The 26,399-nt window shown below is 36.9% G+C and carries 24 protein-coding genes and 1 other annotated feature; of the genes, 2 read left to right on the forward strand and 22 right to left on the reverse strand.

Going from position 1 to position 26,399, the window contains the following annotated elements:
• Positions 1 to 22 precede the first annotated feature (22 nt).
• The 4 genes from RGU12_RS05495 to RGU12_RS05510 all read right to left on the reverse strand — a co-directional run bounded on the left by RGU12_RS05495 (position 23) and on the right by RGU12_RS05510 (position 3,929).
• The gene (locus RGU12_RS05495; protein ID WP_309535162.1) at positions 23 to 1,261 is read right to left on the reverse strand and encodes a competence protein CoiA; all 1,239 of its coding nucleotides are present in this window, start codon (positions 1,259 to 1,261) and stop codon (positions 23 to 25) included.
• 430 nt (positions 1,262 to 1,691) lie between these two features.
• Complete coding sequence (mecA, locus tag RGU12_RS05500; RefSeq protein WP_309535163.1) at positions 1,692 to 2,360, reverse strand: adaptor protein MecA; 669 nt, start codon at positions 2,358 to 2,360, stop codon at positions 1,692 to 1,694.
• Positions 2,361 to 2,719: 359 nt separating this feature from the next.
• Entirely contained in the window at positions 2,720 to 3,115 is a 396-nt protein-coding gene (gene spxA / locus RGU12_RS05505) for a transcriptional regulator SpxA (protein WP_099354197.1), read from the reverse strand.
• Between the two features lie 238 nt (positions 3,116 to 3,353).
• Positions 3,354 to 3,929: a GNAT family N-acetyltransferase gene (locus RGU12_RS05510; RefSeq protein WP_309535164.1), complete on the reverse strand. Its 576-nt coding sequence runs from the start codon at positions 3,927 to 3,929 to the stop codon at positions 3,354 to 3,356.
• Between the two features lie 148 nt (positions 3,930 to 4,077).
• On the opposite strand from RGU12_RS05510, the gene RGU12_RS05515 reads away from it, so the two are divergent.
• Positions 4,078 to 4,263 carry a hypothetical protein gene (locus RGU12_RS05515; protein ID WP_309535165.1) on the forward strand — a complete coding sequence of 62 codons (186 nt, stop codon included), beginning with the start codon at positions 4,078 to 4,080 and terminating at the stop codon, positions 4,261 to 4,263.
• Between the two features lie 109 nt (positions 4,264 to 4,372).
• Here RGU12_RS05515 and RGU12_RS05520 read toward each other — a convergent pair whose 3' ends face one another.
• From RGU12_RS05520 to RGU12_RS05545, 6 genes are all read right to left on the reverse strand, one after another.
• Positions 4,373 to 5,578 (reverse strand): putative glycoside hydrolase, encoded by a 1,206-nt coding sequence (locus tag RGU12_RS05520; protein ID WP_309535166.1) that lies wholly within the window; start codon positions 5,576 to 5,578, stop codon positions 4,373 to 4,375.
• A gap of 202 nt (positions 5,579 to 5,780) precedes the next feature.
• Positions 5,781 to 6,719: an ABC transporter ATP-binding protein gene (locus RGU12_RS05525; protein ID WP_309535167.1), complete on the reverse strand. Its 939-nt coding sequence runs from the start codon at positions 6,717 to 6,719 to the stop codon at positions 5,781 to 5,783.
• Position 6,720: 1 nt separating this feature from the next.
• Positions 6,721 to 7,779, reverse strand: coding sequence for an ABC transporter ATP-binding protein (locus RGU12_RS05530; protein ID WP_309535168.1), 1,059 nt, complete (start codon positions 7,777 to 7,779; stop codon positions 6,721 to 6,723).
• Between the two features lie 12 nt (positions 7,780 to 7,791).
• On the reverse strand, positions 7,792 to 8,709 hold the full coding sequence (locus tag RGU12_RS05535; RefSeq protein WP_309535169.1) for an ABC transporter permease: 918 nt from the start codon (positions 8,707 to 8,709) through the stop codon (positions 7,792 to 7,794).
• A gap of 3 nt (positions 8,710 to 8,712) precedes the next feature.
• Entirely contained in the window at positions 8,713 to 9,648 is a 936-nt protein-coding gene (locus RGU12_RS05540; protein WP_309535170.1) for an ABC transporter permease, read from the reverse strand.
• A 90-nt stretch (positions 9,649 to 9,738) separates the two neighbouring features.
• Complete coding sequence (locus RGU12_RS05545) at positions 9,739 to 11,367, reverse strand: peptide ABC transporter substrate-binding protein (protein WP_309536275.1); 1,629 nt, start codon at positions 11,365 to 11,367, stop codon at positions 9,739 to 9,741.
• Positions 11,368 to 11,548: 181 nt separating this feature from the next.
• Positions 11,549 to 11,788 (forward strand) — a binding site (T-box leader).
• Between the two features lie 84 nt (positions 11,789 to 11,872).
• On the opposite strand from RGU12_RS05545, the gene trpS reads away from it, so the two are divergent.
• Positions 11,873 to 12,862 (forward strand): tryptophan--tRNA ligase, encoded by a 990-nt coding sequence (gene trpS / locus RGU12_RS05550; protein ID WP_309535171.1) that lies wholly within the window; start codon positions 11,873 to 11,875, stop codon positions 12,860 to 12,862.
• 59 nt (positions 12,863 to 12,921) lie between these two features.
• Here trpS and RGU12_RS05555 read toward each other — a convergent pair whose 3' ends face one another.
• The 12 genes from RGU12_RS05555 to RGU12_RS05605 form a co-directional block, all read right to left on the reverse strand.
• A complete protein-coding gene (locus RGU12_RS05555; protein ID WP_116351123.1) occupies positions 12,922 to 13,671 on the reverse strand; it encodes a YjbA family protein in 750 nt (249 codons plus the stop codon).
• 100 nt (positions 13,672 to 13,771) lie between these two features.
• Positions 13,772 to 13,987: a YuzI family membrane protein gene (locus RGU12_RS23830; protein ID WP_483867251.1), complete on the reverse strand. Its 216-nt coding sequence runs from the start codon at positions 13,985 to 13,987 to the stop codon at positions 13,772 to 13,774.
• 159 nt (positions 13,988 to 14,146) lie between these two features.
• Positions 14,147 to 15,055 carry an oligopeptide ABC transporter permease gene (gene opp4C / locus RGU12_RS05560; RefSeq protein WP_309535172.1) on the reverse strand — a complete coding sequence of 303 codons (909 nt, stop codon included), beginning with the start codon at positions 15,053 to 15,055 and terminating at the stop codon, positions 14,147 to 14,149.
• Between the two features lie 15 nt (positions 15,056 to 15,070).
• Positions 15,071 to 16,021 (reverse strand): ABC transporter permease, encoded by a 951-nt coding sequence (locus RGU12_RS05565; protein WP_309535173.1) that lies wholly within the window; start codon positions 16,019 to 16,021, stop codon positions 15,071 to 15,073.
• A gap of 137 nt (positions 16,022 to 16,158) precedes the next feature.
• Positions 16,159 to 17,832 carry a peptide-binding protein gene (locus RGU12_RS05570; RefSeq protein ID WP_309535174.1) on the reverse strand — a complete coding sequence of 558 codons (1,674 nt, stop codon included), beginning with the start codon at positions 17,830 to 17,832 and terminating at the stop codon, positions 16,159 to 16,161.
• 114 nt (positions 17,833 to 17,946) lie between these two features.
• Positions 17,947 to 18,969 carry an ABC transporter ATP-binding protein gene (locus RGU12_RS05575; RefSeq protein ID WP_309535175.1) on the reverse strand — a complete coding sequence of 341 codons (1,023 nt, stop codon included), beginning with the start codon at positions 18,967 to 18,969 and terminating at the stop codon, positions 17,947 to 17,949.
• Complete coding sequence (locus tag RGU12_RS05580) at positions 18,966 to 19,949, reverse strand: ABC transporter ATP-binding protein (protein ID WP_309535176.1); 984 nt, start codon at positions 19,947 to 19,949, stop codon at positions 18,966 to 18,968. The genes RGU12_RS05575 and RGU12_RS05580 overlap by 4 nt, the downstream gene beginning before the upstream one ends.
• 492 nt (positions 19,950 to 20,441) lie before the next feature.
• Positions 20,442 to 21,350 carry an oligopeptide ABC transporter permease gene (opp4C, locus tag RGU12_RS05585; RefSeq protein ID WP_309535177.1) on the reverse strand — a complete coding sequence of 303 codons (909 nt, stop codon included), beginning with the start codon at positions 21,348 to 21,350 and terminating at the stop codon, positions 20,442 to 20,444.
• A gap of 12 nt (positions 21,351 to 21,362) precedes the next feature.
• Positions 21,363 to 22,328, reverse strand: coding sequence for an oligopeptide ABC transporter permease (gene opp4B / locus RGU12_RS05590; protein WP_309535178.1), 966 nt, complete (start codon positions 22,326 to 22,328; stop codon positions 21,363 to 21,365).
• Positions 22,329 to 22,417: 89 nt separating this feature from the next.
• On the reverse strand, positions 22,418 to 24,133 hold the full coding sequence (opp4A, locus tag RGU12_RS05595; protein WP_309535179.1) for an oligopeptide ABC transporter substrate-binding protein: 1,716 nt from the start codon (positions 24,131 to 24,133) through the stop codon (positions 22,418 to 22,420).
• Positions 24,134 to 24,177: 44 nt separating this feature from the next.
• On the reverse strand, positions 24,178 to 25,170 hold the full coding sequence (locus RGU12_RS05600; protein ID WP_309535180.1) for an ABC transporter ATP-binding protein: 993 nt from the start codon (positions 25,168 to 25,170) through the stop codon (positions 24,178 to 24,180).
• 2 nt (positions 25,171 to 25,172) lie between these two features.
• Complete coding sequence (locus tag RGU12_RS05605) at positions 25,173 to 26,186, reverse strand: ABC transporter ATP-binding protein (RefSeq protein WP_309535181.1); 1,014 nt, start codon at positions 26,184 to 26,186, stop codon at positions 25,173 to 25,175.
• Positions 26,187 to 26,399: the final 213 nt, after the last annotated feature.

Genomic DNA, 26,399 nt, shown 5'->3' on the forward strand with positions numbered 1-26,399 from the left:
AAAAAGTTCAAGTTTTTTGAATTCAACCTCGACTCAAATCTCTACCAATATTATCTTGTACAAATCCATTTTCTTCATGCTTTCCAACACTTGCCAGCACTTTTTCGTCCATAGCACTTGCTCTATCCAAACTCATTGGAATAATAAAATCCCTTGTTTTTTCATATTTTGTTTTAGACATTTTTTTCAGACTGCCTGCTTTCACCAATACCTGTAAGTACTCCTCAACCGCTAGTGAATACTGAGTATGAGACACCAACGGCAACTGTCTAATCACAATCTCTTTTGTATCAATTCGCTTTGAGATGACCTCCATTATTGTAGAAAAAAAGAAAGGTTCCCCTTTACGAAGTTGAAGCAAGAGATCAAGCAAAATCCACATTTGCCAAATCATTGGTGGTGTGTGAAACCAGTAGCTTGATGGAACAGGTAATCCCGCTTCACCCGGTAAATAAGCTGGCGGTATTCGCTTTTGATAAAGTGTGGTCAAAAATGAGGTAAGATGGTTGGAGTTGTATATGGAGTAACTTGCTCTCCACTTTTGTTTTTTTCTCCTCCAAACATGTTGCAAGGTAAATGTATGATTGCCTGGTTCTAACAGGTTTAAGAAGGAAACCCCTTTTTCTTTATAAAAATAAATCGAGCAAAAGATCTCACCTGTTGTAAACGGATGAAGATTAGAGAGTTTAACAAATGTAGAAGTATCTGGGCAGTAATAAAGGATACACGGTTGGATTGGTTGATTGAAAGAGGTGGCAAAGAGCCATTGAAATGGTGAAAGTTTTACAGAGTGGGTAGACATACGCTTAAACCATTTCGCACCTAAAATCCAAATAGGCACAATACCTTCTTTCTTATAAGAATCGGATCTCTTTTTAAATAAGGGATAATCAAGTTGGGAGCATTGGTACTCAATTGCGAAGCGTTTGTTAGAGGTGGTTACTAAGAGGTCTGGACGTTGTGAAATCTCCGGTAAAAACGGCTCAAGTTTAACATCATAGCCTTGGGTCTGAAACCATTGGAAAAGCTGTCGTTTTCCCGCGAGGTGGTACTCGGATTCTGGTTCTGATTTAACCGTACATTCTACTCCTTTTAGATGTGCAAAATGTGGAGTCTTTTTCAAGCCTGCCTTAAGCTGGACTTTGCTTTGGCATGCCGGACAATGAAATGTCACATGGCTGCGAAGCTCAAGCAAATCGGAACGCTCCCATTTTTCCACGAGTGATAGGTATTCACCGTTTTCACGTAATGCAACAAACACGGCATCATCTCCTTTTTATAGTTAACAGTTGCTTCTTTAAAATAGCATAGAAAATCAGGTTGTACAATTTAAAAATTTTGAACATTTCTCCACAGTTCAAAAGCGCAAGCGCCTTTATTAGAACGTCTACTAAATACTGCCACGTCCTGTGGCAAACGTAGCCGTCAGCACTTCCTCGAAAATGCAAGCATTTTCTTCGTCCGATGATTATGCTGTCGAAGCTTTCCTTGTCCTGTGCAAGTCCGACAAGCATAAGGCGAGCGCCGCCAGAAGGTGCTTCTTGCCTTCCGAAGCGATTAACTAGACCAGAGAGGGGCTTGGCGCTGGAGCTGGACTTGGATACACCCAATAAAAGTGTTCCACAATGATAAATTTTATCATTTCCTTTCCACACAAAAAAAGCCGATTCCAAAACTGAAATCGACTTAGCTTATAGCGAGAAATATTTAACCAATTCATTTAACGCATTCTCATGGATAATTTTTTTACCATACTCTTCAATTCTATGAATAGACATTGCCGACTCTTGCCCATACTCCAACACAACGCTAAGCATATCTTCAAGTTCATCCTCAGTGTAGATTTCCTCGTTGAAATCGATAAATAAGTAGTACTTATTTTCGAAGGAGTACAAGGAATTACTTAATCCCTCAAGCTGGATACGATGTGCTAACGAAATAACATCCTCAAAATCTTGGAATCGAATTAAAAATTGGAAGGTTTCTTCCTCAAATTCTTCAATAAAATCTTTATCCTCGTATTTTGAATGAAATTGTTGATCAAGTAAAGATTCAATCTTTTCATCAACTGGAATTTTATCGTCACCAACAGGAAGCTCATATTTATTTCCATCTTTTGAAAGCTGTGCGCGTGTCACAAGAACTTCTAGCCCTTTTTCTAACGCCTGGACTTGGATCCATAGTGGACCATCAATCGTGAATTCTTCTTCCTGATGAATTTCATCCATCATTTCCCAGAAAAGCTCTTCACTTCGCTCACGGTTATACCAAATTTCTTCGCGTTCAAATCCGCGTTGTTCTATGTCATTATATGAAATATAGAATTTTACTGTATATTCGTTGATTCGTTCGATTTCCATTACAGAACCTCTCCCTTCTTGCTCAGATTTTGAAGGGACGTTATACCCCCGAGCCAGATGCTCTTTTATTCACTTTTCCCATAATTGTTGTAGAATAACCTACAGATAAGAAAAAAGTCTATATCTTGTACTTTTATTTTATGTTAAAAGATATGAGAATGGAAATAAAAAAGGTTAATTTTTAAAAAACAGTTGTTTAGCCCGGTTTTCCATGCAAAAAGAAGCATGAATTAAGGTTAAGTCATTTCGGGTAGCTTCTGTTTTATGTACCATTATAATATGAAACGCGTCAGAAAACGAGTAAAATGTCCTATTAAACAAAAAAACTTCTACGTTTTTACAGTAGAAGTTTCTCGATGTTAGTTTACTAAGCGTTGTGCTTCTTTCAGTTGGAAGGTACGAACTTTCCTTGGTAAAAACCTGCGGATTTCGTCCTCATTATATCCTACCTGAAGTCTCTTCTCATCAATAATAATTGGTCGACGAAGAAGGCCAGGATTTTCTTGTATTAATTTGTATAAATCCTGAAGAGGCATTGTCTCCAGATTTACATTTAATTTTTGGAAAACTTTCGAACGAGTTGAAATAATCTCATCTGTTCCATCTTCCGTCATACGTAAAATTTCTTTGATCTCTTCGATTGAAAGAGAATCTGAAATAATATTTCTTTCTTGATATGGAATTTGATTTTCCTCTAACCATGACTTCGCTTTACGGCAAGAAGTACAGCTTGGAGAAGTATAAAGAGTAACCATTAACCTTATCACTCCCTTAAAAAGTAGATTATTACTTAACAATCAGCATGATTGGTCATGGATGTGTATACTAAATTAAAATTAGTTTAATTAAGTAATTTCTTTAATTATTATACCTCAAATTTTCTGAGAAAGATAGACAATTTTGAAGAAAACTTATAAATCATTAAAACCTTGATACATCTATAGTTCTAAATAGAAAAGCAATAGGAATGACTAGTCCCTATTGCCTCAAAAGTCACACATTTTTTAAGATGTCCCGATTATCATTATTGTCGTTAAATGATAATACTTGACTAACATCCTGATAAGATTCCCCATAAAATTCTTTATCTTTATATTTGTGGATTTCTTCATATGTTTTTTTCATGGCTTCATAAATAAGTTCCTCAGATTGATTTGAAGGTGACCAATACAATATTTCCATTTGGTTACGTTCATTTGTTGCCAATGATTTGCGTTCGTAACCAATTGAGGTTGCATGCTCAAAACCTTCCCGTTTGTAGAACCTTAGTCTTTTTTCAGTATCTGAGTCCTCATAGTTAACGGGTTCAACCTCAAGGATTATTGGTTTACCCTTTTTCTTTAACTTTTCGATGAGCTTATGTCCTAAGCCTTGTCCTCGAGATTCTTTTGAAACAAAAAGGTAATCGATAAATATAAAGCTGTCTAACTCAGCATACATCAGAACATGGAAAGGACCTTCATCTTTGTAATAAATATCCCCTTTTTCCTTCAATAGTGTTTCCATATGTTCTTTTGATTTCATTTCTTCAATGGGAAAATACTGATTTAATTTTTCGTACCAATTCATACCTCTACTCCTTGTATTTTTAATCGGACATCCTTAGTGTATGCAAATGAAAAGAGATTGTTCCCATTTTCATTATTCCCTCTTTTAATAATACTTCACTTGGAATAGAATAGAAGTAAGGAAGACGTTTTCATTAAGGGGGATATTCATGGCAAGCTACATAATGGATTTAGGTCTAATTGCTGTTTTAGTCATTGGAATTACTGCTTTGATGGGTGTTATGGCAAATGGTGTGGGAGAACGAGTTTTTGGCGGTAAGTCTGGAACAGATATCGTTAACCGTGATTCTCATGTGAAAACTGGTTGGAAAAACGTAGGCGGACGAAAAAAATAAAAAAATGGCTGGTCCCAAAGTCGATTGGGCCAGCCATTTTTTTGTCTAGCTTCAGGCGCCATCGGCTCTCTGGTCTAAGCCGATAGACCGGCGCCTTACGCTTTTCTTACTATGGCGTGTAATCCACACCTTTTGTATACGTGTTTGCGGCGTTCCAAAGTAAAAACTCATGTATGCCTTGGTCTTGCAATCCTTTTATTTGTGCTTCTATTTCTGTCTTTCCATAGACTGTATAGTTTCCCTTTCCAAGCCAACTTGCTGTAAAGTCCTGAAGCCATGGTCTCGATATGGGTCTGTTTTCGATTTGATTAAGCTTATGGTTTTCAACCTTGGCATATTCAGAAACTAAGCGATATGGTTCTAAGTCGGGGTGTGCAATACCAAAATATGATGTCCAGTGACTTGGGTAAATCATGGAAGAGATCACATCGACATGCTCAGATATCTTAGAGAAGTTTTGGCCAATTCCAGGTGCTTCAGGTAATGTTGCCGTATATCCAAAAATATCAACTGAAACTTTGATATTATATGGCTCTAATTTTTCTTTTGCATATGCTACAAAATCCGTCACAGCAGCAACACGTTTTTGCACATTATCTAGGTTTGCTTTTTCGTATTCCCCCATGCCATAAGTTAAGGAACCATCACGTTTCTCAAATCCTTCTGGAAAACGAACATAGTCAAATTGAATCTCTTGGAATCCAAGCTTTGCCGCTTCAATTGCAATCCCAACGTTGTGATCCCAAACTTCTTTTAAGAAAGGATTCACAAATGCTTCCCCTCGTCCATTCGTCCAAACCTTATCGCCTTCTTTAAAGGATAGATCCGGTCTCCGCTTAGCTAATACTGAATCCTTAAACACAACAACCCTGGCGATTGGATAGATTTGCTTTTCCTCAAGCTTTTTAAGTAAGGCAGTTGGATCTTTAATATAATCCTTACTTATCCCTTGATATTTTGAGCCCTGTGGAGGTACGTATGTCAAATATCCGAAGTCGTCCTTAACATCTATTACCATTGCATTTAGGTCAGTCTCATCAATAAATTGGACGAGTCGTGGAAAACGGTCCCCACCCGCAGAATGTGCTGAAACATAAATTCCTCTAATTGCGTCAGGATATTCAAATTGATAGCCTGAATCAAATTCAAACCGGGTCACCATTTCTGGGATCTCTTTTTTGGTTATGACCAATTTACTTGCAGGATGTGATTCCATCATAAAAATTTTATTTTCAGCAAAGCCTGTATCATTTGCATATACTATGCCTAATCCGATTAATGCGATAAACAATAGAAAAGAAATAAATTTTTTCATGCTTTCCTCCTTCCTTTCCACTTATTACTTACAGTTTATATGAACTTTTCAGAAAATCATACAAAATTAGACAAACTTTTCATAATCTTTTTGTTTATTCAATTGTATGAGTGGGTTTGTCTTTATATTTATATTCTTCTAATAAACCCATCTGATATTAATGGTAAATCTAATCAAAATAAAAAATGGCCCTTTAGGCCATTTAGCTGTACTTCGCTTTATATTCTTTGTATTCTTTTTCCGAGCAAGCGACAAGATGTCCCGGTTTAATTTCTCGGAGTTTTATCTCTTCATTTTCTGAATATCCATGTTCTTTTGGATCGTAAATAAGTCTTTTTCGATTTCGTTCATAATCTGGGTCTGGCAATGGAATTGCTGATAACAATGATTTTGTATATGGATGGATGGGGTTTGAATATAAGTCGTTCGCATCTGCAAGCTCAACGATTTTTCCGAAATACATAACTCCAATTCGGTCACTTATGTATTTAACCATTGATAAATCATGTGCAATAAACAAGTACGTCAATCCTTTTTCTTTTTGGAGCCTTTTCATCAGATTAACAACTTGTGCTTGAATAGAAACGTCTAACGCGGAGATAGGCTCATCAGCGATAATAAAGTCTGGTTTTACTGCAAGTGCACGTGCAATTCCAATCCGCTGACGCTGTCCTCCTGAAAATTCATGAGGATACCGATTCGCATGCTCACGGTTTAGTCCAACTGTCTCCAATAGTGAATAAACTTGTTCCATTCGTTCACTATTGTTTTTAGCAAGTCCATGAATATCAATCCCCTCCGCCACAATATCCGCTACTGTCATTCTCGGATTTAAAGAAGCATATGGGTCTTGAAAAATCATTTGCATTTTCCGGTTAAACTTTTTCAACTCTTTCTTTGATTTTTTCCCATGAACATTTTCACCATTAAAAATAACCTCTCCGCCGGTAGCGTTATATAAGCGGATAATGGTCCTTCCCGTGGTTGATTTTCCACATCCTGACTCTCCCACAAGACCTAGCGTTTCTCCTTTGTAAATATCAAAGGTAATCCCATCCACCGCTTTGACCATATTTGGTTTTCCAACATTAAAATATTGCTTTAAATTTTTGATTTCAACTAATTTTTGCTTTTCAGCCATTTCATTCATCATCCCTTCTTTGTTGCTTTTCGGATGAGAAGTCTTTCATTCGACGTTTTACGGCTTCAGGTGGCTCCACTTTTGGTGCATCTGGGTGAAGTAGCCATGTAGCTGCATAATGTGTATCTGAAACCTTAAACATTGGTGGTTCCATTTCATAATCAATTTTCATCGCGAAACGATTTCTTGGTGCAAATGCATCCCCTTTTGGAGGATTTGTAAGGTCTGGCGGTGACCCCGGTATGGCCATAAGCTCAGTTTGATTATCATTATCTAGACTTGGCATTGACGACAATAATCCCCATGTATAGGGATGCTTTGGGTTATAAAATATTTCATCCACCGTACCATATTCAACGATTTTCCCAGCATACATAACTGCCACTCGATCTGCAACATTGGCAACGACACCTAAATCATGGGTGATAAAAATAATCGATGTTTCCAGTTTCTTTTGGAGGTCCTTCATTAATTCCAAAATTTGCGCTTGGATCGTTACGTCCAATGCAGTTGTTGGTTCGTCAGCAATCAATAATTTAGGACTTGAAGCTAATGCAATGGCGATCATCGCACGTTGTCTCATTCCACCACTAAATTCATGTGGATATTGATTCACCCGCTTTTCTGGGCTAGGGATTCCAACGAGTCTTAGAAGTTCAATTGCACGATCTTTTGCGTTTCCCTTGGACATATTTTGATGTTTAATTAAAACCTCCATAATTTGCATGCCAACCTTCATCGTCGGATTAAGGGAGGTCATTGGGTCCTGAAAGATCATTCCAATATCCTTTCCGCGAATCTTCTCCATTTCATTATTCGTTTTTGGAACAAGGTCTTCACCATCAAAAAGGATTTGTCCTTTTGTAATTTTTCCAGGTGGCATCGGAATAAGCTTCATAATTGTTTGTGAGGTTACACTTTTACCTGACCCTGATTCCCCAACTATGGCAAGTGTTTCACCCTTATATAAATCAAAATTCACACCGCGGACTGCTTTTACTTCACCCGCATAGGTTTGAAAAGAGACTTCAAGGTCTTTTACTTCTAATAACTTTTCCATTTACTCACTCCCTTACTTGCGCAGCCTTGGGTCTAATGCGTCTCGCATTCCATCGCCTATTACGTTGAAAGCAAAGATCGTGATACAGATTAACGTTGCCGGGAAAAACAACCGCCATGGATAATATTCAAAAGCCGGCAAGCCTTCTGAGGCCATTGTTCCCCAGCTGGCAAGTGGAACTTGTACACCTAAGCCAAGATAACTTAGAAAGGATTCAGTAAAAATTGCATTTGGAATCGTCAACGTCATAGTAACTAAAATTGGACCCATGGAATTCGGAATCAGGTGCTTAAACATAATGCGCTTAACGTCAGCACCTAATGTTTGAGCCGCCAGAACATATTCCTGGTACTTCAACTGCAAGACCTGTCCTCTTACAATCCGGGCCATATTGATCCAACCGGTTATGGTCATCGCAAGAATCATAGTGCCAAGCCCTTGTTCAAGAATAACCATGAGTAGAATAACTAATAACAAATAAGGTACTCCATATAAAATATCTGCTAATCTCATCATAAATTCATCGACTTTTCCACCCATATAGCCGGATATACCGCCCCATAAAACCCCAATAACGAGGTCAATAACAGCAGCTGCAAGTCCAATAAATAAAGAGATTCGTGCTCCTTGCCAGGTTCTTGTAAAGACATCTCTTCCAAGTTCATCTGTTCCAAACCAATGCACGCTAGATGGTGCCTCATTGGCATGGGCAAGATCTGTTGTTCGATAATCAAAATCATTCATCATTGGCCCAAAAATCGCCATAATTAGTAAGAGGATTAACAGTACGACTCCTGCTAATGCGAGTTTATTTTTCCTAAATCTTGAAGTGACATCCTTCCAAAATGATAAACTTGGCTTTGAAATTTTTTCAGCTTCATTCTCATTTATGGTCGCGGGCGTAAACATTTCCTTTGGAATATTCTGCATACGTTACTCCCCTTTCTTTGCCCCAGATAACTTGATACGAGGATCAATAAATCCGTACAAAATATCGACAAGGAGAACGGAAATCAAGAGTAAGATACTATAAAAAACTGTGACTCCCATAATTACGGTATAATCACGGTTTGTGATACTCGTTACAAATTCGTCCCCTAATCCAGGTATTCCAAAGATTTTTTCAATTACAAAACTACCTGTTAAAATTCCTGCTGTTAAAGGTCCCATATAGGAGACAACAGGCAGCATTGCATTTCTGATCGCATGCTTAATGGTAATCGTACCTTTCTTTAATCCTTTAGCACGAGCTGTTTTTATGTAATCATTGGCCAGTACCTCGAGCATACTTGAACGAGTTAATCGTGCGATAAACGCCATTGGTGAAGAAGCTAGAGCAATTGCAGGCAAAATCGTATGCATAAACGATTCCCATCTCGCAACTGGAAAAAGATCTAGCTTAATGGCAAATACATATTGGAGAACCGTTGCCAAAATAAAACTTGGAACGGATATTCCCAAAACTGCAACAATCATCGCTGAATAATCCTGCCACTTATTGTGATAAAGGGCGGCAACTACACCTAATACAACACCAAACGCAATTGCAATCAGGATGGATTCTATCCCTAAAAAAAGGGAAATGGGAAAGCCGTTATTGATAATTTCATTCACGGTCATTGCTTTATATTTAAAGGAAGGACCAAAATCCCATCTAGCCACATCATACAAATAGTCAAAATACTGTTTATATAACGGTTGGTCTAAACCATAATGGGCATTTAAAGCTGCTTCAATTTCTGGAGGGACATCCTTTTCCTTCGTAAATGGACCCCCTGGAGCCGCCTGCATTAAGAAAAATGTGGCGGTTACAATCAAGATGAGAGAAACGAGCATGTAGATTAATCTCTTAATGATATAAATTGCCACTTCGTACACCTCCCATTGCTAGCACTTTTGACCTTTTCAAAAAGTAAGGTATATAGGCCAACTATATACCTTACTTTTTTCTAGATTGAGTTATTCAAAATAAGCCCACTTATATTGAACATCTCCTAATGGAGAAATAACTACACCTTTTAAGTTCTCATTTTGAACCCAGTTGTTGGTATAGAAATAAATGGGGGCAATAGGCATTTCTCCGATTACTACTTGCTCAGCTTCTTTTAGTAAACTAAGTCGCTTATCTTTGTCTGTTTCTTTAGCTGCTTGTGCAAGCAGGTTATTAAACTTCTCACTTGTCCACCCTGTATCATTATTTCCTTGTGGTACTGTAAAAATTTCAAGAAAGTTTACGGGATCATTAAAATCAGCCAACCAGCCTGCGCGACCAATTTGGAAATTACCTTGGTCAATATTATCAAGATACACGTTCCACTCAGCGTTATTTAGCGTTACGTTTACCCCTAAATTCTTTCTCCACATATCTTGAACAGCTTGTGCAACCTTTTGGTGTCCTTCTGAAGTATTATAGGAAAGAGCTATCTCAGGAAGTTGAGATACATCTGATAATCCAAGTTCATCCAATGCTTTTTGTAAATGTTCCTTTGCAGCATCTACGTCGTTGTCTTTGAAATAACCCTTCTCATTTTCCTTAAGAATTGCCGATGGAACTAAAGCCATTGCGGGAATTTGTCCACCTTGGGTTATATTTTCAACAATCGCTTTTCGATCAATAGCATACGCTAAGGCTTTTCGAAGATTTTCATTTTGAAAAGGCTCTTTATTAATATTAAACTTATACCAATACGTTCCAGCGATAGGGCTTTTTTGAAGAGTTCCTTCTTTATCTAACGTAGGGATTACATCAGTCGGCAATGCTGATGTAGGTGCACCAGCCCAATCCAACTCTCCTTTTTTGAAGCTTTGATATTCAGTATTCGGATCATTTATCATATCCATCGTAATTTTCTCAAGCTTGACTGAATCAGCACCCCAATAGTCTTTATTCTTATTAAGAGTAATGCTTGCTGATTTATCTGCAATTACAAACGGACCATTTGAAACATAAGATTCATCCACCCGATTTGCCCAATCAGGATTATCCTTCGCAATCTTACTATTAACGGGAAAATAAGTATAAAAGGCCGTTAATTCTAGGAAATAAGCGGTTGGGTTTACTAATTTTACCTCAAGTGTTTTATCATCAATTGCTTTAATTCCGACATTCTCCATTTTTTCAATTGAAATATCGGGAGTATTATACGCATCTTTTGCTCCCTCGACATAATTGTATATTTGTGACGCATAGTCAGATTGATTTCCTGGCACCAATACCCATTTCCATGCATACTCAAAGTCGTGGGCAGTAACAGGATCCCCATTTGACCATTTAGCATCACGGATTGTAAAGGTATACGTCTTTCCATCTTCAGAAACGTCAATTTTTTCCGCCATTGCTTCTTCTGGCTCGCCATTTTTATTAATTCGAGTTAAACCTTCAAAAGCATGGTTCAATACTACTCCAGATGTTGAGTCCGTTGCTAAGCCAGGGTGTAATGTTGGAGGTTCAGAACTAATATTAATTCTTAGTTCTTGCTTTGCACCTTCCCCCTCGGCTCCGCCACCTTCTTTTTTGCCATTATCAAAAGTGCCGCAGGCCGAAAGTACAATAGTACTTGCTAAGAGTATACTTAATATCAACGACATTTTTCTCAAACAGATGACCTCCTAATATGTATTTTCCTTTTTTTGTTACGAAAGTAATACGATACTTATGTTGTTTCAAAACGGTATAACTTATGCGTATTGGGCTTATATGTTTTCCTCCGTTTTTTTGCTTCACTACTTGCAATTCGAAATGAAAAGATTATAATAAAAATAATATGAATAACGGGCTATGAAAAAGAGTAGTACATATGAAAACCATTAGGGAGGGAATTCCTCTTACAGAGAATCTGTGGTTGGTGTGAACAGGTAATGGTGCATATGGAATGGACTTTTGAGCATCTTTGCTGAAATTGTAGTAGGTGAAGACGTGTTCCTTACGTTACAAGGATACGAGAGATTTTACTCACTCGATTTGAGTAAAATAACTAGGGTGGCAACGCGGTAACCATTCGTCCCTAACATTTAATTGTTAGGTGCGGGTGGTTTTTTATTTTGGCTTACCCTACTCTTTATCATCCATATTTTTAAAAAGGAGAGAAACAACATGCAAACTATTTTTTCAGGTATTCAGCCAAGTGGCTCTGTAACATTGGGTAACTATATCGGAGCAATGAAGCAATTTGTCGAATTGCAAAATGAATATAATTGCTTCTATTGTATTGTGGACCAACACGCGATTACTGTACCGCAAGACTCAAAAAAACTACGGGAAAATATCAGAAGCTTAGCTGCTTTATATCTCGCAATTGGGCTTGACCCAGAAAAAGCAACTCTATTTATTCAGTCAGAGGTTCCAGCACATGCTCAAGCAGGCTGGATGTTACAATGTGTCTCTTATATCGGTGAACTAGAGAGAATGACTCAATTTAAAGATAAATCACAAGGAAAAGAAGCGGTAGTAGCTGGATTATTAACATACCCACCTCTAATGGCTGGGGATATTCTTCTATATAATGCGGATCTTGTTCCTGTCGGTGAAGACCAAAAGCAGCACATCGAATTAACACGTGACCTTGCTGAAAGATTTAACAAAAAGTATCGCGAAATCTTCACAATACCTGATGCCAGAATACCTAAAGAAGGCGCAAGAATTATGTCATTACAGGATCCTACAAAGAAAATGAGCAAGTCCGATCCAAACCCCAAAAGCTATATTGCGTTACTCGATGATCCTAAGCAAATTGAGAAAAAGATTAAAAGTGCTGTAACAGATTCAGAGGGAATTGTGAAATTTGATAAGGAAAATAAACCTGGTATTTCAAACCTACTTACCATCTATTCCAATTTCAGTAACAAATCCATCGAGGAAATCGAATCCATGTATGAAGGAAAAGGATACGGAGAATTTAAAGCTAACCTTGCAGAGGTTGTATTGAACGAAATTCGCCCAATTCAAGAAAGATATTACGAGATTCTAAACTCATCTAAACTAGACTATATCCTCGATGCTGGAGCTGCAAAAGCAAATAATGTGGCAAGTAAAACTGTCAAGAAAATGGAAAATGCAATGGGACTAGGAAGAAAAAGAAAATAATGAAAAGGAAAAAGGACTTGTTTACGAACAAATCCTTTTTCCAATTAATTTTCATGTCATTACACTTTTGATTCATGTTCAATTTCCCAAAGCTTTTCAAAAAATGGTTGACCTTTAATTAAGTTTTCACATAATTGAACATGTTTGCTTGTCCAACCATTTCTTGTTTCTTCATAGAGATTTTGCCAAACTTCTTCGAAATGCATTTCTTGAATTTCTTGGTATCGCGAAGGATTCCACTCCGTATACCAATACCTAATCTCCGCTACATTTTTTGTTGAGGCTAACTGATCTAAAGCCATAAAAAGTAGTTGCTTTAGCTGCCTTTCCTTGCGGGTTAGGCCAGCCATTTCAATCGGCGAAGGAGACAAAATATGATATTCCTTTTCCTTTGTGCTATCCTTACTATCAAAGGTATAAGGAATCGCTTCATGACCATTCACCATCTCATAAACGAGCTGTTCCTGCCTTGGAATCAATCGACTTTTCCGAATCGGGATGTTGTAGCCTATTGTGTCTATCGCCATAATTCCATGACCGTCTGTTACAACAAAACAATAATCGAGTTGAATCCGTTCGTGATTTTTACGAACATACGCTTTTTGGTGAACATCCATAAGAAGTTGTTGTGGAAGTTCCATTAAATCATTTTCAATGTAGTTAAACAACGGAGACTCAATTTTTAGCAAAGGTACCTGGTCTAACAGTTCAACACTATCATCCTTGCGCCATTCATGGAAGTGACAAACGTTGTAACCATTTTCTTCACCTTCAAACCAATTTACCCAAATATCATGAAGAAACAACATTTTTTACCCCTCACTTCAAAGCTGTTTGTCAACAGTATAGGCAGAATGAGGAAATTTTATTCCAAATTATTCTTGTATTGTTAGAAAATACTTACACGTTTTAATCTTTTTTGGATGTTTTTGATGGATAGTAAATACTCAAACAAATCATCACAAAGCCCACTACAAGTAAATAGCATTCGATCCTTTTACTTATGAATTGTAGGTATTCCAAAAAAGTTAGACCTGTAGTGGTTAAATTTAAATAAGCAATGGTAGAAATTCCTCCGCAAACCGCAAGCCCAAATCCAACTAAAAAGAAAAAAGCCCTAACCATCTGTATACCAAACAATAAGACTGTGATCAAAATGCATTCTCAATGAAATCACCTGCTCGTCCTATTTTCTTACTATAATATATGGTCAAAGCTCACAAAAGATGTCTAATGTAAAGTTTTGAGGCAAAAGAAAAAGCCAAGATGGCATCTTGGCTTTTTCTACTCATTTATTTTTGGATCAAGTGCATCACGTAAACCATCACCTACAAAGTTAAAGCATAGTACTGTAATTAAAATCATTAAACCTGGAGCAGTTGGAACCCACCATTGGTTAAGCATGATTGTAATACTTTGTGCACCTTGAAGCATATTCCCCCAACTTGGTGTTGGTGGCATTATACCTAATCCAAGATAACTAAGAGCAGACTCTGCTAAAATAACTCCTCCAACTGCTAGTGTAGCCGCAACGATAATTGGACCCATAGCATTAGGTAGAATTTCTCTGAAGATAATTGTAAAGCTTCTTGTTCCAATTGTTTTTGATGCTAATACAAATTCTCGACTACGAAGGGATAAAAACTCACCACGTACTAATCTGGCTGTCGTCATCCACCCTGTAAGGGCAAAAATAATGATTAACTTATCTACACCTGGCTTAAAAAGTGTTACAAGTGTGATTAGCAAGAAAATTTGTGGAATTGATAGCATGATATCCACAAATCTCATGACCAATGCATCAACAATACCACCAAAATATCCTGCTATAGCTCCAAGGGCTGTACCAATTGTGATTGCACCTGCAACTGAAGCAAAACCAACTAATAATGAAATTCTAGCCCCATACAATAATCGTGTTAAGATATCTCGACCAAATGTATCTGTACCTAAAAGGTGTTCCTTACTTGGGTCTGCAAGTCTCTTAAACAAGTCTTGTTTATCCGGGTCATGTGGTGTTAATATTGGTGCAAATACTGCTGAAAAAATAATCAGAATCAATAATACTGCACCGATGACTGCGAGCTTATTTTTAAAAAACTTTCGTACCATGATTTTCGTCAATGTATCTGCTTTTGTAGATAAACCTTGCAATTCTATATCGTTTCCATGTGCTAAATTCGGTTGTGCCATCTTGCTTCCCCCCTTTTAGTATTCGATTCTCGGATCAAAGATAGCGTACAGAATATCGGCTAAAAGATTTCCTAGTACTACTAATACGGAGGAAATTACTGTTATTGCCATTACAATCGGATAGTCACGTTGGAATGCTGAATCAACGAATAATTTACCAAGGCCTGGCCATCCAAACACGGATTCAACAATAACTGAACCACCAATAAAGCTCGGGATCATAATTCCAAAAATTGTTATAACCGGAATTAGACCATTTCGCAATCCATGCTTTGCAATAACCTTTCCTTCTCTAAAACCTTTTGCCCTAGCAGTCCTCATATAGTCTTGGTTAACAACCTCAATCATACTTGAACGAGTATATCTTGTTAAGCTTGCCATATCTGCCGTGGCTAAAACAAAGGCCGGTAAGATTAAATGGTGAATTCGATCCCAAATGCTGAAAGGAGCATTTAGTGTAGATGTACCTGAAGCCGGGAACCAGTGTAAATGAACTGAGAACACCATAATTAACACTAATCCAAACCAGAAATTTGGAATAGCGAGTCCTAAAAATGACGAAACGGTAACAGTATAGTCTACCTTAGAATACGGACGTACAGCTGAAATTACACCAAATGGTACTGCAATTGCGATTGCTAATATCGTAGATACTCCCATCAACAACAGGGTGTTCGGCAATCGATTCCAAATCAATTCAGAAACATCTCTTCCTTTATTAATAACGGAATCTCCAAAGTCACCTTGGAGCATATTGCCTAACCATTTGAAATACTGTACATGGACTGGGTCATTGAAACCATATTTCTCCATAACCACTTCTCTATCTGCTGGACTAATATTAGGATCCATCATGAGTGCAGTCGGGTCACCCGGGGCCATATGCATGATAGCAAATGAGACGATGGTAATTCCTAATAATAGGGGAATAGCCATTAATGTTCGACGGATGATATAAGAGACCATAGCTATTTCTCCTTCACTTTTTAATAAATTCATATTCTATGTTCAATCTAGATACAGGTATCCAGTTATTTTCAGTATTTAAAAAGAAGGAAGGGAAAATTTACCCTTCCCTCTGCAACTATCATGTTTGTCTTTTATTATTTAGCAGTTTGTAACCACCATTTGTGTGCATTAAATAATTGATTTTTCGAATGGAACTCATAACCTTGTAATTCTTCTGGCATTGCACGGTACTCAATTGGGTAATACAAGAATGTGTAAGCTTGGTCTTCAACAAGAATTTGATATAGATCTTTGTGGATTTCTACATAACGATCTCTATCAGTTGTTTGTCTTGCTTCTTCCATTAACTTGTCAGCTTCTTCGTTTTTATACCATACGAAGTTTAAGCCTTCAGCAGCTTGTGAAGAGTGGAAGATATCATATTGGTCAGGGAATGTTGATAATGACCAACCAAGAATCATAGCCTCATAATCCCAGTTTGGAGCAGAGATAGCATCAATAAACGCAGACCATTCAACGATTTCTGGTTTTGCTTCAACACCAATTTCTTTAAATTGTTGTTGTAACACTACAGCAATGTCTTCACGGACTTTGTTACCTTGGTTTGTTTTGATAGAGAATGACATTTCTTCGCCATCTTTATCAATGATTCCATTACCGTTAGTATCTTTCCAACCAGCTTCTTCAAGTAATTGTTTTGCTTTTTCTAAGTCATATTCAAACTTTGGAACATCATCATTGTATGTCCACATTAATGGGCTATCAGGAGCCTCTGCAGGTTGACCTGCACCATTCATAATGCTTTCTACAATTGCTTCTTTATTTACAGCGTGAGTAAACGCTTGACGAACTTTTTTATCTTGGAATCTTTTATCCTGTTGATTGAATGCAAGGAATGTATAAGATAATGCTAGATCTTCTTCAATCTTAACACCATCGATTGCTTTTACAGTATCAATCTCTGTACCAGGGAATGCATTGTACATATCGATTTCCCCAGCTTGTAATGCTGCGATTAATGCATTAGCATCTGCAACATACTTAGTTGTGATTGTATCTAAGTATGGACGACCTTCAAAGTAATCTTCGTTAGCTTCTACCTTTACATACTCGCCATCTTTCCATTCTACAAATTTGAATGGACCTGTACCAATAGGATTTTTAGTATTAAATTCATTTTCATGTAATGTAGCAGGATCAACATCACCTAAGATGTGCTCAGGTAGTGGACCATATGATCCTAATGTAGTTGGATAGAAAGTTACATCTACTTTATTCAAAGTAAATTTAACAGTGTAATCATCAATTTTTTCAATTTTTTCTAGGCTTTCGAAGTTTGATTTACGCTCAGAAACTACATCTGGGTTTTTCATCATACTGTAAGCAAATACTAAGTCGTCAGCATTCATTTCTTCACCATCATGCCATTTTACGCCTTCTCTTAGCTTAACAGTATAAACTAAACCATCATCAGAAACGTCAATCTTTTCAGCTAAGTCTAGCTCAGTTTCAAGATTTTTATTTGTTTTAACAAGTGCGTTATAGATTAACCCCTCAATATCACTTGACGCTGTATCAGTTGAGAAATATGGGTTAAACAATGTTGGACTACCAGCAGAACCAATAATTAAATCTCCACCCGTTACAGGATCAGTGTTCTTTGGTTCTTCTTTTGGTGTTTCTTCCTTAGGTGTTTCTTCTTTTTCAGTGTCAGTACCGGCTTTTTCGCCACCGGAACAAGCTGCTAAGAAAAGTGACATTACAAGTGTTAGGACTAAAAATAGCCATAAGCTTTTTCTTAACTTCACGTTTTTTCCCCCTATCATTTTGTTAGAATTTTTAGTTTTTACTACTTAGAATGATCCCTCTTAGGTGGCATCTCCTCCCTTCAAAGAATCTATATATTTTCTGTGCAGCCACCTTTACTCGAAAAGGTGACATGCAACAAAATGCCCTTGTTTAACTTCTTTAAATTCAGGTACCAGCTGGCGGCAAATATCTGTTGCTGCTGGACATCTTGTGTGGAACACACAGCCACTTGGTGGATTTGAAGGGCTTGGTAGCTCCCCTTTAAGTACAATTCGTTCTCTATTAATTGCCCCTACTTTTTTAGGAACAGGAACCGCTGATAATAATGCTTGTGTATATGGATGAAGTGGTTCAGCATATAAATCTTCTTTATTTGCTAATTCCATCATTCTACCTAAATACATAACTCCTACTCTATCACTTATATGTCTAACAACACTTAAGTCATGTGAGATAAAAATATACGTTAGGCCAAATTCTTCTTGTAGATCTTCCATTAAGTTTATTACTTGTGCTTGAATCGACACGTCAAGTGCTGAAACGGGTTCATCAGCGATAATCAATTCAGGATTTAATGCGAGTGCTCTTGCTATCCCAATCCTTTGACGCTGCCCTCCCGAGAATTCATGTGGATATCTATTGATATATGACGCGTTCAGTCCAACAGTCTCCATTAATTCTTTTACTTTTTCTTCTCGTTCTTTTGCCGTGTATAATTTATGAGTAATTAGTGGTTCTTTAATAATAGAACGTAATGTTTTTCTAGGATTAAGGGTAGCGAAAGGATCCTGGAATACCATTTGAATGTCTCTTCTAACGGATTTTCTTAGCTCACTTTCAGACATATGTGTGATGTCTTTTCCCTTAAAAATAATTTTTCCATCAGTTGGTTCGTACAATCTGATAATGGTTCTTCCAGTTGTAGATTTCCCACAGCCAGACTCCCCAACTAGTCCAATTGTTTCCCCTTTTTTAATTTGTAAGCTAATGCCGTCAACCGCTTTAACATTACCTACATTTCGCTGTAGAAGACCAGCCTTGATTGGAAAATATTTTTTTACATCTTGAAGCTCAAGAATGATATTACTATTTTCCTGTGATGAATCAACTTTCTTATCTATATTTGTTGTAGTCATGCTTTAGCCCCCTCGTCTTCATATAGGAAACAGCGAACTGCTCGTTCTTTACCCATTTGTTTTAGCTGAGGAGCTTCTGCAAAACAGCGATCAAAAGCTTTGGAACAGCGCGGAGCAAACCTGCATCCTTTAGGCATATTTTCAGGTGATGGTACGTTACCTTCGATAGATTGAAGGCGTTCAATTTCACCTTCTATTGCAGGTATTGAGTTCATCAGTCCAACTGTGTATGGATGTAATGGTTCATCAAATAATTCATCTACTGGTGATTGCTCAACAACTTGGCCCCCGTACATAACTACGATATTATCAGCTACTTCCGACACAACGCCCAAATCGTGTGTTATTAAAAGAATTGAAGTATCAAATTTACGACTAAGATCCTTCATTAAGTCAAGAATTTGAGCTTGGATGGTAACATCAAGGGCTGTTGTAGGCTCATCCGCAATTAGAAGCTTTGGATTACAACTCATCGCAATAGCTATCATAACCCTTTGGCGCATACCACCCGAAAGGCGATGCGGGTAATCATTAATTAATTCAGCTGCCCTTGAGAATCCAACCAATTCTAACATTTCAATTGCTTTTTTAGTTGCTTCTACTTTGGACAATTTTTGGTGATACATCAGTACCTCAATTATTTGCTCACCAACAGTAAGAACTGGATTAAGAGACGTCATTGGCTCTTGGAAAATCATTGATATTTCATTTCCACGAACCTTACACATTTCAGCTTCAGATAAATCAACAAGGTCTCTACCATCAAGGACGATTTCACCTTCAACGATTTTTCCAGCTGGACTAGGTACGAGCTTCATAATTGAAAGTGAGGTAATACTCTTCCCTGATCCAGACTCACCTACTATAGCCAAGGTTTCACCTTTATTTATTTTCAAATCAACGCCATCTACGGCAGGTATTACTGTTTTCTTTTTGTAGAAATATGTTTTAAGATTTTTTACCTCTAGTAATGTAGACATAAATTAGGTTCACCTTCCTTATCGGAACTCAAAACAAGTTCACTCATTATTCAAAATATAATATATTTATTGAAATATCAACCAAAAGTTTCTAGCATTCTCTTATTTTACCAGAGTAAAGCTTTAAAGTAAAAAACGTACTAAATTATCTGACAAAAGAATCACCTAAATTTTATTACAGAAAGATTACAAATACAAGTCAATTTTTAAAATTGAATTAATTTGCTTTAAAGAGTGAAAACTCTATTTTCTCTTAATCTATTTAAAATTCTATTAAAACTATGTCGAAATTGCAAGATAATTTTTATTATTGTCATTATTATTTCTTGAATCAATTGATATAATCGGGTTTACAAAAGAAATATTCGTAATATATCTTGGTTAAAAAGTGGTTTTTTTGTTTTTTCGATATAATACTTTATCGCAAAAAAGCGTTGAATCGATAAAATTTACAACCAAAAAAAAGATCCATCACACATTGTGATAGATCTGCTAACGGTTTGATTTTGGATTTAGTGCATCCTTTAACCCTTCACCTATGAAATTAATAGATAATATTGTTAATGTAATCGCTATTGCAGGAGGAGCCCACATCCAAGTAATATTACGTAAAACATCAGCATCCCTAGCTTCCGCTAACATATTTCCCCAGCTTGGTGTATTCGTTGGTACCCCAAAGCCTAGAAAACTTAGACCTGATTCAGCAACAATCATAACAGCCAAAATTAATGTCGATTGTACAATGATCGTGGAAGAAACATTAGGTAATAGATGCTTAATAATAATCTTTGATGGTCTTGTCCCAATCGATTTCGCAGCAAGAATATATTCATTTTCTTTTTCTGCTAAAACTTTACTTCGAACAATACGAGCAACTCCACCCCAGCTTAATAAGCTCATCACAATAATTAGAGTCCATGTTCCAGTTACCTTGCCAGTAAGAATACTGTTTAAAACAATTACAAAGATCATAAATGGGAAAACTAAAACAAAATCTGTAAAACGCATTAACATTTGGTCTATTTTCCCACCATTATAGCCTGCAACAGAACCAACAATTGTTCCGATTAACGTAATAAAGATTGTACACGAAAATCCAATCATCAATGATGTTCTCGCACCGTGCAACATTCTTGCAAATACGTCCCGACCATTTGTATCTGTACCGAGCCAATTTACTGATGAAGGCTCTTTCCTCATGTTCATGAAATCAACACGAACAATATCTTGCTTATTAAAAATAGGTCCAAAAATAGCTATTAAAACAATACAGATTAGAAAAACTAAACTGACCATAGCTAGTTTGTTTTTCATAAATTTCCTTCTGGCTATCGCCCAAGGAGAAAGGCTTTTTGTTTCTTTTTTTGATGAATCTACATTTGTATTAGTAACTACTTCCATTTATTCTCCTCCTTAATCCAATCGAATGCGCGGATCCACAATTCCATACAGTAAATCTGCGATAAGATTTCCGAAAAGTGTTAAAAATGAAAGTAACATTGTGATCGTCATCATAACAGCATAATCCCTTGTATTAACGGATTCTAAGAAAAGTTGTCCGATTCCTGGGTATGTGAATATCGTTTCAGTTATAACCGCACCACCTATTAAGGTAGCAATATCGAATCCTAAAAATGTTACTAACGGAATAATAGAATTTCGTAAAATGTGCTTATTATAGATAGTTGATTCTTTCGTACCTTTTGCTCTTGCTGTTCTTACAAAGTCTTTACGACTGTTTTCAATAATATCATTTCGTAAAAATTGAGTGTATGATGCAGTACCCATTAATCCTAAAACGAGTGCTGGTAACATAACATGGTGAAATTTACTTACATAATATTGAAAAGTTCCTTCATCAAGTCCAACTTCAACCGACCCACTGAATGGGAACCAATTAAGCTGAAACGCAAAGAAATAGATTGCCACAATACCCGCAACAAACGATGGAACTGCTAATCCTATATAGTTATAACTTGCAATAAGATTATCACCAAGTTTATACGGTCTTCGGCCTGAATACATTCCCATTAAGAATGAAAAAATGTACGTAAAAAATAAGGATACAATTGCTAAAAATAAGGTATTGGGAATTTTTTGAGCAATTAACTTTGAAACATCCATTTTATGTGTAGTAGATTTACCAAAATCACCCTGAACGAAATCAGTTACCCATCTCCAATACTGTACATATATCGGGTCATTGTAGCCCAATTTTTCTCGCATTTCTTCAATGTATTTAGGGTCAGTATTGGATGGATCAATTTCTCCTCCAAATGGGTCACCCGGCATCACTTTCGCCAAGGAAAAAACCACAATTGAGGCAAGGAGTAATAATGGAATCATGCCTAGTATTCTTCGAATTGAGTATTGGAGCATGTTAATTTCTCCTTATTCTAAAAAATTCATACTTAAAATTGAAGTTCAAAAGCCACAAATCGTGACTTTTGAACTCTACCAACCTACGATCAGTCAGTTACATACCACTTATGAACATTGTCTTGGAATCCAACAGCATTTACATGTACGCCTTGTAGACGGTCATTAATTCCATAAAGGTCCATGTTCTCCCATAATGGAAGTGCTGGTAATTCTTCATTGAATAGCTTTTGCCAATCAACATAAACTTGTCCACGGTATTCTTTATCAAATGCTTTTTCACTTAAGCCTTCATCAAGAAGTCTTTGGCTATCTTCATTTACCCAACGGCCATAGTTCCACTCAGCATCATTAGCCCATAGACCAGATGGATCTGGGTCAGAACCTGTTCCCCAAGAACCGAAGAATGCTTCTAAGTCTTTATCGTCGTTGTCTTTCATTTCGTTGTAAAGGTTGAACTCAATTAGACTTCCAGTTGCTAATTCAGTTTTCACACCGATATCATTCCAGCTTTGGATGATTGCTTGTGAACGACCTTCAAATGTTGCATTACCTGCATAGTGACCAAATTTGATAGAGAATGGCTTACCTTCTGGATCTTCTACAAATCCGTCACCATCTACATCTTTATAACCAGCTGAAGCTAATAGTTCTTTTGCTTTATCTTGATTGAATTCATATTGGTTTAGTTCAGAATCATCAGCAGCCATCCAGAAAGCAGAAGGAATAACTGTGTTGAATACTTTACCTTTACCAGATAAGAAACCATTAATCATTGCTTGACGATCGATTGCATGTAGTAACGCTTGACGTAATTCTTTAGACTTAAACTTATCAAAATCTGCTACGTTCGTACGTGTAGCTTGGTCACGATGACCAAAACGTAGACCGATATAAGAATAAACAGTACCAGTAGCTTCCTCTACGCGAACATGATCCATTTTTTCTAATTCTTTAACAGAAGCAGGAGCAATGTTCATAATATCAATTTCGCCATTTTGGAACGCACCGTTTGCTAATGAAGGATCAATAACTTTGATAACTACTCCATCTAGAAGTGGTTTTCCTTCCCAATAATCATCAAAACGTTCTAATTCAACATATTCACCAGGTACAACTTTTTTCACTTTGAATGGTCCAAGACCTACTGGGTTTAGACGAACTTGATCAGATTCTCCTAGTTCAGCAACAGGAACACCTTCATAATGTTTCTTAGGCATTGGATCTGACCATAGATTTTCTAAGTTGTTGATTTTTACTTCTTTAAAAGTGACTGCAACTGTGTATTTATCAATTACATTAACACCTTCAATATGGTCTGCTTTACCTTCTTTTTTCTCAACAGCACCTTTGATTCCTTCAACATAGTTGAAACGAGAACCATCATAATCAGGGTCTGCGATTGTTTCTAGAGCAAACGCATAGTCATCAGCTGTTAACTCTTCACCATTGTGCCATTTAACGCCTTCTTTAAATTTAAAAGTATACGTTAATTTGTCATCGCTGATTGTCCATTCAGCAAGATTTGGTACATATTCTAGATCGTCATTTACTTTGTAAATACTTCCGCCAGTAAAACCTAGAATTTGTGCATCAATAACACTTCTATAATATGCAGATTCAAAAACACCTTCAGGAGCTTGGTCAACTGCTAAAGTGATTTTTCCGCCTTCTTTTGGTTCAGATGTTTCTGAGCCAGTCTTTTCATTGTCTTTTCCAGCTTTTTCTTCGTTACCACCGCAAGCTGCTAGGAATAATGACATAACTAGCAAAAGTACGATTGTCCACAATGCTGACTTTTTCATGTAGGTTTTCCCCCTTTAAGTATGTGTTAAAAATTTTCTGCCATTTATTTGTGTAAATGACAAGCCACCTTATGTCCTGGCTTCACCTCCTTCAATTGTGGTTTAACTTTCGAACATTCCTCCATTGCCATTGGACATCTTGGATGGAATGGGCAACCACTTGGTGGATTTGCTGGACTTGGTACATCACCTTGAAGAACAATTCTTTCCTTTTTCTTTCTTGGATCGGGCTCCGGAATTGCAGAAATCAATGCCTGTGTATATGGATGAAGTGGTTCAGCATATAAGTCATCCTTCTCTGAAATTTCTACAATACCGCCCAGATACATAACTCCAATTCTGTCACTCATATGTTTTACAACACTTAAGTCATGAGCGATGAATAAAAAAGTCAATCCGAACTCTTCTTGTAATTCTTTTAATAAGTTTAATACTTGAGATTGAACCGAAACATCGAGCGCCGAAACTGGTTCATCCGCGATAATCAATTTTGGCTTAAGCGCTAAAGCACGCGCGATTCCGATTCTTTGACGTTGTCCTCCTGAGAATTCATGAGCATATTTATAAAAAGCATCCTCAGGAAGGCCAACTCTTTTTAATAAATCTATTACTTCATCTTTCAACGCATTTAATGATTTTCCAGTGTAATTCATGATTGGTTCCGCTACGATATCCCCAACCATCTGCATTGGATTTAGTGAAGCATATGGGTCCTGGAACACCATTTGGAAATCCTTTCTGATATCCCTCAAGCGTTTCCCCTTTAAGTTCGTAATATCTTCACCATCTAAAAGAATTTGACCATCTGTTGGTTCAAGTAAACGAAGAATGGTTCTTCCCGTTGTAGATTTACCACATCCTGATTCACCAACAAGCCCTAATGTTTCACCTTGTTTAATTTCAAATGAAACACCATCAACCGCTTTTACATTTCCAATGGTCTTTCTCATAAACCCACCCTTGATCGGATAGTAGGTTTTTAGATTTTTAACTTCTAATATAAGATTGTCTTTTTTCTCTAGTGTTGGATTAGCCATTCTTATTTCACCTCTTCTACAGGTCGACTACTCTTATACAATAGACAGGAAACATCATGTCCATCTTCAACTTCCGCCAATACAGGTGTCATTGTTTTACATTCTGGCATTGCTGCTGGACAGCGGTCAGCAAAACGACAACCCACTTTCGGCATATTTTTTAAGGATGGTACAATTCCTTCAATCGAACCTAATGTTTCAACTTCCTCATGAAGCTTTGGTATAGATTCCATTAAGAGTTTTGTATATGGATGTTTTGGATTGTAGAAAAGTGTATCAACATCCGTTCTTTCAACAATTTTACCTGCATACATTACAATTACTTCATCACACATCTCGGCTACAACACCTAGGTCATGCGTGATCAAAATGACTGACATGTCATTTTTTTCTTGAATCGTTTTTAAGAGTTCTAGTATTTGCGCCTGAACTGTAACATCAAGAGCGGTTGTAGGTTCGTCAGCGATTAATAGTTTTGGTTGACATGCAATAGCCATTGCAATCATTACACGCTGTCTCATCCCACCTGAAAGTTGGTGAGGATATTCATCTACAATGCTATCAGGACGAGATATACCCACTTGAGTTAAAAGTTCAATACTAATTTCTCTCGCTCTTTGCTTTGAGATATTTTGATGGTTTAATAGAACCTCATCTAATTGAAATCCAATTGTGAAAACAGGATTAAGAGCTGTCATTGGTTCCTGGAATATCATTGAAATGTCTTTTCCACGAATTTTATTCATTTCAGTTTCTGATAGTTTTTCAATATTATTTCCTTGGAAAACCACTTCTCCGTCCGTAATCTCTCCGATCCCTACCGGTAGTAGTTTCATAACAGACATTGACATTACACTTTTTCCACACCCGGATTCACCAACAATTCCGACAATTTGACGTGGATTAACTGTAAATGAAACATCATCCACTGCATGATAGATTTCTCCATCTATGTTAAAACCTGTTTTTAAACCCTTTACCTCTAGCAAAGGTGCTCCATTATTTGGCTGTAGCATAAAAACACCCCAAATTCTTCTAGATTAGCCACATTTATTTCGTAAATAAAATAATATTACTATAATGTTAAAATTGCAAGACAATTTTATATATTTAAAGCAAAAGATGGGAGAAATGTTGTAATATCAAGGTTTCAAACAAGTTTTCTATTTACTCTAATTATTTTAATATATTATAAATATATAATATATTGGAATTTTCCAATAAGTTGT

Source organism: Ferdinandcohnia sp. QZ13 (assembly GCF_031324165.1).
In the GTDB taxonomy this organism is placed as follows: Bacteria; Bacillota; Bacilli; order Bacillales; family Bacillaceae_L; genus Ferdinandcohnia.

Coding starts and splice junctions, on each gene's coding strand:
- RGU12_RS05575 (WP_309535175.1), bottom strand. CDS start 18,969: ATGACTACAACAAATATAGATAAGAAAGTTGATTCATCACAGGAAAAT.
- RGU12_RS05520 (WP_309535166.1), bottom strand. CDS start 5,578: ATGAAAAAATTTATTTCTTTTCTATTGTTTATCGCATTAATCGGATTA.
- opp4B (WP_309535178.1), bottom strand. CDS start 22,328: ATGCTCCAATACTCAATTCGAAGAATACTAGGCATGATTCCATTATTA.
- trpS (WP_309535171.1), top strand. CDS start 11,873: ATGCAAACTATTTTTTCAGGTATTCAGCCAAGTGGCTCTGTAACATTG.
- RGU12_RS23830 (WP_483867251.1), bottom strand. CDS start 13,987: ATGGTTAGGGCTTTTTTCTTTTTAGTTGGATTTGGGCTTGCGGTTTGC.
- RGU12_RS05605 (WP_309535181.1), bottom strand. CDS start 26,186: ATGCTACAGCCAAATAATGGAGCACCTTTGCTAGAGGTAAAGGGTTTA.
- RGU12_RS05535 (WP_309535169.1), bottom strand. CDS start 8,709: ATGCAGAATATTCCAAAGGAAATGTTTACGCCCGCGACCATAAATGAG.
- RGU12_RS05545 (WP_309536275.1), bottom strand. CDS start 11,367: ATGTCGTTGATATTAAGTATACTCTTAGCAAGTACTATTGTACTTTCG.
- RGU12_RS05555 (WP_116351123.1), bottom strand. CDS start 13,671: ATGTTGTTTCTTCATGATATTTGGGTAAATTGGTTTGAAGGTGAAGAA.
- RGU12_RS05600 (WP_309535180.1), bottom strand. CDS start 25,170: ATGGCTAATCCAACACTAGAGAAAAAAGACAATCTTATATTAGAAGTT.
- RGU12_RS05580 (WP_309535176.1), bottom strand. CDS start 19,949: ATGTCTACATTACTAGAGGTAAAAAATCTTAAAACATATTTCTACAAA.
- spxA (WP_099354197.1), bottom strand. CDS start 3,115: ATGGTTACTCTTTATACTTCTCCAAGCTGTACTTCTTGCCGTAAAGCG.
- opp4C (WP_309535172.1), bottom strand. CDS start 15,055: ATGGCACAACCGAATTTAGCACATGGAAACGATATAGAATTGCAAGGT.
- RGU12_RS05510 (WP_309535164.1), bottom strand. CDS start 3,929: ATGAATTGGTACGAAAAATTAAATCAGTATTTTCCCATTGAAGAAATG.
- RGU12_RS05525 (WP_309535167.1), bottom strand. CDS start 6,719: ATGGCTGAAAAGCAAAAATTAGTTGAAATCAAAAATTTAAAGCAATAT.
- RGU12_RS05565 (WP_309535173.1), bottom strand. CDS start 16,021: ATGGTCTCTTATATCATCCGTCGAACATTAATGGCTATTCCCCTATTA.
- opp4C (WP_309535177.1), bottom strand. CDS start 21,350: ATGGAAGTAGTTACTAATACAAATGTAGATTCATCAAAAAAAGAAACA.
- mecA (WP_309535163.1), bottom strand. CDS start 2,360: ATGGAAATCGAACGAATCAACGAATATACAGTAAAATTCTATATTTCA.
- opp4A (WP_309535179.1), bottom strand. CDS start 24,133: ATGAAAAAGTCAGCATTGTGGACAATCGTACTTTTGCTAGTTATGTCA.
- RGU12_RS05530 (WP_309535168.1), bottom strand. CDS start 7,779: ATGGAAAAGTTATTAGAAGTAAAAGACCTTGAAGTCTCTTTTCAAACC.
- RGU12_RS05515 (WP_309535165.1), top strand. CDS start 4,078: ATGGCAAGCTACATAATGGATTTAGGTCTAATTGCTGTTTTAGTCATT.